The following is a 7785-nucleotide window of genomic DNA, read 5'->3' on the forward strand; positions in this document are numbered from 1 at the left end:
GGCTAGGGCACTTTCCCGATGGGCGTCGCCGCCACGAGTGAGAGGACCCGGTCCGCCAGCCTCTCAGCCGCGTCCGGTCTTCCGAGAAGTGCCGCAGCCCGGGCCATTCCGTCCAGGGTTTCCGGCGCTTGAAGAAATTTTTTCAGCGCGGTGGCAAGGGATTGTGACGTGAAGCTCGCCTGAGGGATCAATTCGGCCGCCCCGCGCCCCGAAAGGGAACGGGCGTTCCCGGTCTGGTGGTCGTCAATAGCGTGCGGAAGCGGAACGAGAAGGCTCGGCCGCCCCGCGCAGGCGATCTCCGCCACCGTCGATGCCCCGGCGCGCGCGATCACCAGATGGGCGGCGGAGAGCCGGGCCGCGACGTCGCCGAAGAAGGGCGCAAGCTCCGCCTTCACCCCGGCCGCGGCGTAGGCGGTGCGGGTGCGGTCCATGTCCTCCTGCCGGCACTGCTGCACCACGCGCAGCCGGCGGCGATCCGCTTCCGGAAGGGCGGCGATGGCCGCCGGCACCACGTCCGAGAAGACGCGTGCGCCGAGCGAGCCGCCGAGGACGAGGAGCCGCATCTCCTGCAGCGGCGGCGCGTAGCCCCCGCCGTAGAGATCGGCGATCGGTGGGCGCACGGGATTGCCCAGCACCTCCGCCCGCACCCCGGCCGGCACACGGCTGGTGCCCTCGAAGCACAGGGCCAGCAGGTCAGCCCCGCGCGACAGGGCGCGGTTGGCGCGGCCGAGCACCGCGTTCTGCTCGTGCAGCACCGTCGCCGGCCGGCGGGAGGCCGGGATCAGCCGCGCCGCGAGCAGCGGCGGCACGGAAGGATAGCCGCCGAAGCCCACCACCGCGGCGGGGTTGAGGTCCAGCAACAGCCGCCGCGCCTCCATCGTGCCGCGCATCAGCGCCACCGCACCCTTCGCCGCGCCGAGCACCCCGTGCCCCGCGAGGCCGGAGCCCTTCAGCACGAAGCGCTCCGAATTGGCGAAGGTCTGGCTGTTGAGCGAGGAGGAGCGCGCATCCGTCATCAGCGCCACCCGCTCCCCGCGCCCGATCAGGGCGGCGGCCAGCGCCTCGGCCGGGAAGAAGTGCCCGCCCGTGCCACCGGCGGCGATGACGATCGGGCGCGCGACGGGACCCCTCACGAGACCGTCCCCTCCTCGGCCCGGCTCATCCGCTTACGGGTGAGGGCGAGCAGGAAGCCCATGCCGAGCGCGATGGCGATGACGGAGGAGCCGCCATAGGAGACGAAGGGCAGCGTCATCCCCTTGGTGGGGATGAGGTGCAGGGAGGAGGCCATGTTGATGAAGGCCTGCAGCCCGAACTGGGTGAGGAGGCCGGAGGCGGCGAGGATGACGAAGAGGTCCGTCTCCGCCAGCAGCCGCATCATCCCCCGTACCACGATGAAGGCGAAGAGGCCGAGGACGAGGAGGCAGATCATCAGCCCGAACTCCTCTCCCATGACGGCGAAGACGAAGTCGGCATGCGCGTCGGGCAGCACGTTCTTCATCCGGCCCTCGCCCGGGCCCACGCCCATCACCCCGCCCGCGCCGAAGGCCTCCAGCGCCACATCCACCTGGTAGCTGTTCCCGCCCTCGCCGAAGAGGAACTGGTTCACGCGCTTATGGACGTGGTCGAACAGGAAGTAGGCCCCGACGATTCCGGAGACGCCGAGCAGCCCCAACCCGCCGACGAGGGCGAGGTTGATCCCGGCCACGAAGACCTGCGCGAAGAAGACGGAACTGATGACGAGCAGCATGCCGATGTCGGGCTGGCGCTGCAGCACGAGGGCGACGCCAAGATAGGCCACCAGAGCGGCACCCCACATGGCCATGCCGCGCCGCCCGGCCAGCTTCGCCTCGGAGATCAGCCATGCGGCGAAGACCGCGAAGCAGGGCTTCAGGAACTCGGAGGGCTGGAGGGAGCCGAGCAGCGGCAGGTTGAGCCAGCGCCGAGCCCCTTTCACCTCGGCGCCGATGAACAGCGTGGCCACCGTCAGCAGCAGCGCACCGAAGAAGCCGAGCATGGCCAAGCGCCGCACGCCCCGCGGCGAGAGCAGCGAGACGCCCGCCATCACCGCCGAAGCGCCGGCCAGGAACATGACCTGCTTGGCGAAGAACATGTTGCGGGAGGAGGCGCCGATGCGCTCCGCCACCGCCGGCGCCGCCGCCAGTACCATGACGTAGCCGAAGCCCACGAGGGTAAGGAGGGCCGCCAGGGTCCAGCGGTCCACGCTCCACCACCAGCGGCCAAGGGTGGAGGTATCGGCGCGGGAGAGTGCCATCAGGCGGCCTCCGCTTCACGGTTGGCGAGGTTGCGGACGAGGTCGCGGAAGGCATCGCCCCGCGCCTCGAAGGAACGGAACTGGTCGAAGGAGGCGCAGGCCGGCGAGAGGAGCACTGCGCCGCTGCCCGTCCGCCGCGCCGCTTCCAGGCTTTCGGCGACGGCCGCATCCAGGGTGCCGACGACCCGGTGCGGCACGCCGTGATCCGCGAGCGTGGCCGCGAACTCCTCGGCCGCCTGCCCGATCAACAGCGCCTCAGCCACGCGGGGGAAGTAGGGCGCCAGCGGCACGATCCCGCCCGCCTTCGGCACCCCGCCCGCGATCCAGACCACCCGATCGTGGCAGGCCAGGGCATAGGCGGTGCTGTCCGCGTTCGTCGCCTTGCTGTCGTTGAGAAACGCCACGCCGCCGACCTGGCCCACCCGCTCCTGCCGGTGCGGCAGGCCGGGATAGGTGAGCAGCGCCCGCGCCACCGTCTCGCGCCCGATGCCCATCCCAAAGGCCAGCGCCGCCGCCGCCGCCGCGTTCTGCGCGTTGTGCGGCCCGGGCAGCGCCAGCGCGCCGGAAAGATCGGCGATCACGCCCGCTTCATCCCGCAGCAGCGCGCCGTCACCCCAGATACCGCCGGGCTGCGGCGCGTGCCCGGAAATGGGAACGGCCTGCCCTTCATGCGCGGCCGCCACGGCCCGCGTCTCCGCATCATCCATCCCGAAGACGGCGATCTCGTTCCCGAGCATCATCCGGGCCTTGGCCGCGGCATAGCCGGCCATATCGCCGTGCCGGTCCAGGTGATCCGGCGAGAGGTTCAGCAGCGCCCCCAGGGAAAAGCGTGCCTGGTCCAGCCGCTCCGCCGAATAGGAGGACATCTCCAGGATATATGCGCCGTCATGCGGCAGCACGGGCATGTCCAGCGCCGGCGGGCCCAGGTTGCCGCCCGTCGCCACCACCATCCCTGCCGCCCGCGCGATGTGGTCCAGCAGCGCCGTGGTGGTGGACTTGCCGTTGGTGCCGGTAATGCCGACGAAGCGCGCCTTGCTCCCCGCCGCGCGCACGGCGCGGTACAGGAACTCCACGTCGCACAGCACCGGCGCGCCGATCTCCGCCGCGCGCCGCGCCAGCGGGTGCGCCTTCGGCCCGCGATGCGGAATGCCCGGGGAGATCATCAGCAGGTCGAAGCTGCCCGGCTGCCCGATCGCGATCCCGGCCGCCTCCGCCGCCGCCCGCGCCGCCTCGCCGTCATCCCACGCCGTGACATCCGCGCCCCAGTCGCGCAGCCGGCGCGCGGCCGGAAGCCCGGCCCGCCCCAGCCCGAGAACCGCGATGCGCTGTCCGGCAAAGGGGGTCATCAGCGGATCTTCAGCGTGGAAAGGCCGATCAGGGCCAGGATCATGGAGATGATCCAGAACCGGATCACGATGGTCGGCTCCGACCAGCCCTTCTTCTCGTAGTGGTGGTGCAGCGGTGCCATCAGGAACACGCGGCGCCCCGTGCGCTTGAACCAGAAGACCTGGATGACGACCGAGAGCGTCTCCACCACGAAGACGCCGCCGACGATAGCCAGCACCACCTCGTGCTTCGTCGCGACCGCCACGGCGCCGAGCGCGCCGCCGAGCGCCAGGCTGCCCGTATCGCCCATGAACACCGCCGCCGGCGGCGCGTTGAACCACAGGAAGCCGAGGCCCGCGCCCACCAGCGCGGAGAGGAACACGGCCAGCTCGCCCGTGCCCGGCACGAAGACCACCTGCAGGTAGTCCGCAAAAACGCGGTTGCCGACGAGGTAGGCGATGATGGCGAAGACGCCCGCCGCGATCATCACGGGAACGATCGCCAGCCCGTCCAGCCCGTCCGTCAGGTTCACGGCATTGGAGGAGCCAACCATCACCAGCATCCCCACCAGCGGGAAGAAGATGCCGAAGGGAATGATCACGTCCTTGAACACCGGCACCGTAAGCCCGTCGTTCAGCCCGGGCGGCAGCAGGTAGAGGATGGCGAAGGCGATCACGAGCGCCAGCCCGAACTGCACCACCAGCTTGCCGCGGGCGGAAACCCCCTTGGTGTTCCGCTTCGTCACCTTCAGCCAATCATCGGCGAAGCCCAGCAGCCCGAAGCCGAGGGTGACGACCATCACCGCCCAGACCAACCCGTTGCGAAGATCTGCCCAGAGCAGCGTGGAGACCGTCAGCGCCAGCAGGATCAGCACGCCGCCCATGGTGGGCGTGCCCTTCTTCTCGATCAGGTGCCGCTCCGGCCCATCCGCCCGGATCGGCTGCCCGCCGCGCTGGAAGCCGCGCAGCCAGCGGATCACCATCGGCCCGAACATCATGGAAAGGACCAGCGCCGTCAGGCAGGCCGCGCCCGCGCGGAAGGTGACGTAGCGCAGCAGGTTGAAGATGATGAGGTCGCCCGGGCCGGCGAGCAGGGCGGGGATCATGCCGCCGCTCCCTGCACGCCGAGCGCCTTGATCGCGCGCACCACCACCGCCATGCGGCTGCCCAGCGATCCCTTCACCAGCACGGCATCCCGCGCCCTCAGGGCATCGGCCACGATCGGCGCCAGCGCCGCGCTGTCCGCCGCGTGCACACCGCGCTTCCCCGCCGGCAGGGCCTCGTGCAGCGCCGCCATCTGCGGGCCGCAGGTGAATACCACATCCGCGCTCGCCGCCGCGTCCGCGGCCAGGGCGGCATGCATCGCCGCGCCTTCGTTACCAAGTTCCAGCATATCACCCATCACGGCCACGCGCCGCGTTCCTTCCTGTGCCGCCAGCACGGCGAGGGCCGCACGCATGGAGGTCGTATTGGCATTGTAGGATTCGTCGAGCAGCAGCACCGCGCCGCCCGCCACGGGGATCGTCACGCGCGCCCCCCGCCCGGCCAGCGGCGCGAAACCCGCCAGCCCTTCCGCGAAGCGCGCGGGATCCGCGCCCATCGCCTTTGCTGCGGCCACGGAGGCCACCGCGTTCATCGCCATGTGCCGCCCGGGAACGGGGAGGGAGACGGCGTAGCTCTCCCCGTCCAGCCCGACCCGGAAGGTCTGGCTCTCGGCACCGCCCCTCCAGTCCAGCAGCCGCGCCGTGCCGCCCTCGCCGAAGAGCACGGCGCGCACGCCCGCCTCCTCCGCGCGCCGGTGCAGCAGCTCCGCACACGGGCCTTCCGCCGGGATCACCGCCACGCCGCCGGGCTCCAGCCCCAGGACGATGTCCGCCTTTTCCTCCGCGATCGTCTCCATGGAGCCGAGGCGGCCGAGATGCGCCGGCGCGATCGTCGTGATCACGGCCACATGCGGCCGCGCGAGGCGGGAGAGGGGCGCGATCTCGCCCCTGTTGTTCATCCCCACCTCGATCACGCCGAATTCCGCGGCCTGCGGCATCCGCGCCAGCGTCAGCGGAACGCCCCAGTGGTTGTTGTAGCTCGCCACCGCCGCGTGCACGGCCCCGCAAGCGGAGAGGCCGGCCGCCAGCATCTCCTTCGTGCTCGTCTTGCCCACGCTGCCCGTCACGGCGACGAATCGCGCCGGGGAACGGGCCCGCCCGGCCGCGCCCAGGGCCGTCAGCCCCGCCAGCGTGTCGCCCACGCGCAGCAGCGGCGCGGCGCCCGGTACGTCTCGGTCCACCATGGCACAGGCGGCACCCCGTGCCAGCGCGTCCGGCACGAAGTCATGGCCATCACGCGCATCCCGCAGCGCCACGAAAAGGTCGCCTGGCCCGACGCTCCGGCTATCGATGGAGACGCCCGAAACGGCGACGCCATCCGGCACGTCGCCGCCCGTGGCGGCCCGCAGCCCCGCTGAATCCCAAAGCACCGCGCTCACGCCGCGGCCCCCGCCAGCGCCCGCACCACGGAGACGTCATCGAAGGGATGCGTCACCCCGCCGATCGTCTGCCCGCTCTCATGCCCCTTGCCGGCCACCGCGAGCACGTCGCCAGGGCCGAGCGCCGCCATCGCCTCCGCGATCGCCGCCTCCCGCCCGCCGATATCAATGCCACCCGGGCAGCCAGCCAGCACCGCCGCGCGGATCGCGGCCGGGTCCTCGCTGCGGGGATTGTCGTCCGTCACCACCACGCGGTCCGCCAGCCGCGCTGCGGCAGCGCCCATCAGCGGACGCTTGCCGGGATCGCGGTCCCCGCCCGCGCCGAACACCACGTGCAGGCGCGCTGCATGGGGGCGCAGCGCCGTCAGCAGCCGCTCCAGCGCGTCCGGCGTGTGGGCGTAGTCCACGTACACCGCCGCCCCGTTCGGCAAGCGCGCCGCCAGCTCCATCCGCCCGCGCACGCCGGAAAGCCTGGGCAGGGCACGCATTACGCGGTCCGCCGGCAGGCCCGTGGCGACGGCCAGTGCCGCCGCGAGCATCACGTTGTCGGCCTGGTAGCGCCCGACCAGCGGCAGGTGCAGCCTCTCCCGCAGGCCGAACAGGCTGATCTCCAGTTCCTGGCCGTCCGCCAGTGGCGCATGGCGCAGCAGGCGCAGGTCGGCCCCGGCCTCGCCTACCGTCACCAGCCGCAGGTGCCGCCTGGCCGCGATGGAGCGGATGGCGGCCAGCGTCGCGCCGTCCATGTCCGCGTTCGCCACCGCCGGCCGGCCCGTCTCCAGCAACGTGTCGAACAGCCGCAGCTTCGCCGTGCGGTACTCCTCGATCGTGCCGTGATAGTCCAGGTGATCGCGCGTCAGATTGGAGAAGCCGGCGCCGGCCAGCAGCACCCCGTCCAGCCGCCGCTGCTCCAGCCCGTGGGAGGAAGCCTCCATCGCCGCGTGCGTCACCCCCGCGCGCGCGATGGCCGCGAGCGTCGCGTGGAGGGAGACCGGATCCGGCGTGGTGAGCGAGGGGCCGGGCGGGAAGCCGTCCGCCATCAGACCCAGCGTTCCCATGGACGCCGCGCGCGATCCGGCATTCGCCCAGATCTGGCGCAGGAAGTCGGCCGTGCTCGTCTTGCCGTTCGTCCCCGTCACGGCCACCACGGTGCGGGGCTGCGCGCCGTGGAACCGCGCGGCCATCAGCGCCAGCGCGCGCCGCGCATCGGCCGCCGTCACCAGCGGGCGCGGCGGCACGCCGGGCGGCCACTCCGTGCCCTCCGGCGCCAGCACCGCCGCGGCGCCGCGGCGCACCGCCTCCTCGATATGCGCGCGGCCATCCGTGCGCGCGCCCGGCAGCGCGGCGAACAGCGCGCCCGGCACCACCTGCCGGCTATCCGCCGTCAGCGCCGTCACCTCCGGCCGGCCCTCGAAGCGGATCGCGACGGAGTCCAGCGGGGCCATCAGGTCATCGAGCCTCATGGCTCGTCATCATGGTGGACAGCTCATCAGAGCCGGTGAGGGTCGCGGCCTGCGCGGCCATGGTGAAGCGGATCCGGCTGACGCCCTGCGCCCGCATCGTCTCCAGCTCCGTCACCCGCAGCGGCACGGGCGGCGCCAGGGTGGGGGTGGAGGGCACGGGCTGCGGCGCCGCCGGGCGCGGCGCCATGGCGGGGGTCGTCACCGGGCGCCCCGGCACCGCCGGCGGCGCGGCGGGCCGGGCGGCGG

6 protein-coding genes and 1 pseudogene are annotated in these 7785 nt (G+C 72.4%); all 7 read right to left on the reverse strand.

Annotated elements, in window-relative coordinates; all coding sequences use genetic code 11:
• Positions 1-2: 2 nt before the first annotated feature.
• Positions 3-1133, reverse strand: a complete 1131-nt coding sequence (gene murG / locus NRP21_RS20430) for an undecaprenyldiphospho-muramoylpentapeptide beta-N-acetylglucosaminyltransferase (protein ID WP_257718078.1) — start codon at positions 1131-1133, stop codon at positions 3-5.
• Positions 1130-2275 (reverse strand): FtsW/RodA/SpoVE family cell cycle protein, encoded by a 1146-nt coding sequence (locus NRP21_RS20435; protein ID WP_456300244.1) that lies wholly within the window; start codon positions 2273-2275, stop codon positions 1130-1132. Before NRP21_RS20435 ends, murG begins: the two co-directional genes overlap by 4 nt.
• Positions 2272-3618, reverse strand: a complete 1347-nt coding sequence (gene murD / locus NRP21_RS20440; RefSeq protein ID WP_257718080.1) for a UDP-N-acetylmuramoyl-L-alanine--D-glutamate ligase — start codon at positions 3616-3618, stop codon at positions 2272-2274. Before murD ends, NRP21_RS20435 begins: the two co-directional genes overlap by 4 nt.
• Complete coding sequence (gene mraY, locus NRP21_RS20445) at positions 3618-4703, reverse strand: phospho-N-acetylmuramoyl-pentapeptide-transferase (RefSeq protein ID WP_257718081.1); 1086 nt, start codon at positions 4701-4703, stop codon at positions 3618-3620. The genes murD and mraY overlap by 1 nt, the downstream gene beginning before the upstream one ends.
• Complete coding sequence (locus NRP21_RS20450; RefSeq protein WP_257718082.1) at positions 4700-6079, reverse strand: UDP-N-acetylmuramoyl-tripeptide--D-alanyl-D-alanine ligase; 1380 nt, start codon at positions 6077-6079, stop codon at positions 4700-4702. Before NRP21_RS20450 ends, mraY begins: the two co-directional genes overlap by 4 nt.
• A complete protein-coding gene (locus tag NRP21_RS20455) occupies positions 6076-7539 on the reverse strand; it encodes a UDP-N-acetylmuramoyl-L-alanyl-D-glutamate--2,6-diaminopimelate ligase (protein ID WP_257718083.1) in 1464 nt (487 codons plus the stop codon). Before NRP21_RS20455 ends, NRP21_RS20450 begins: the two co-directional genes overlap by 4 nt.
• A pseudogene (locus NRP21_RS20460) lies at positions 7526-7785 on the reverse strand (hypothetical protein); the annotation flags it as partial. The gene NRP21_RS20455 and the pseudogene NRP21_RS20460, both read right to left, overlap by 14 nt.

Source organism: Roseomonas populi (genome assembly GCF_024594815.1).
Taxonomy (GTDB): domain Bacteria; phylum Pseudomonadota; class Alphaproteobacteria; order Acetobacterales; family Acetobacteraceae; genus Roseomonas; species Roseomonas populi.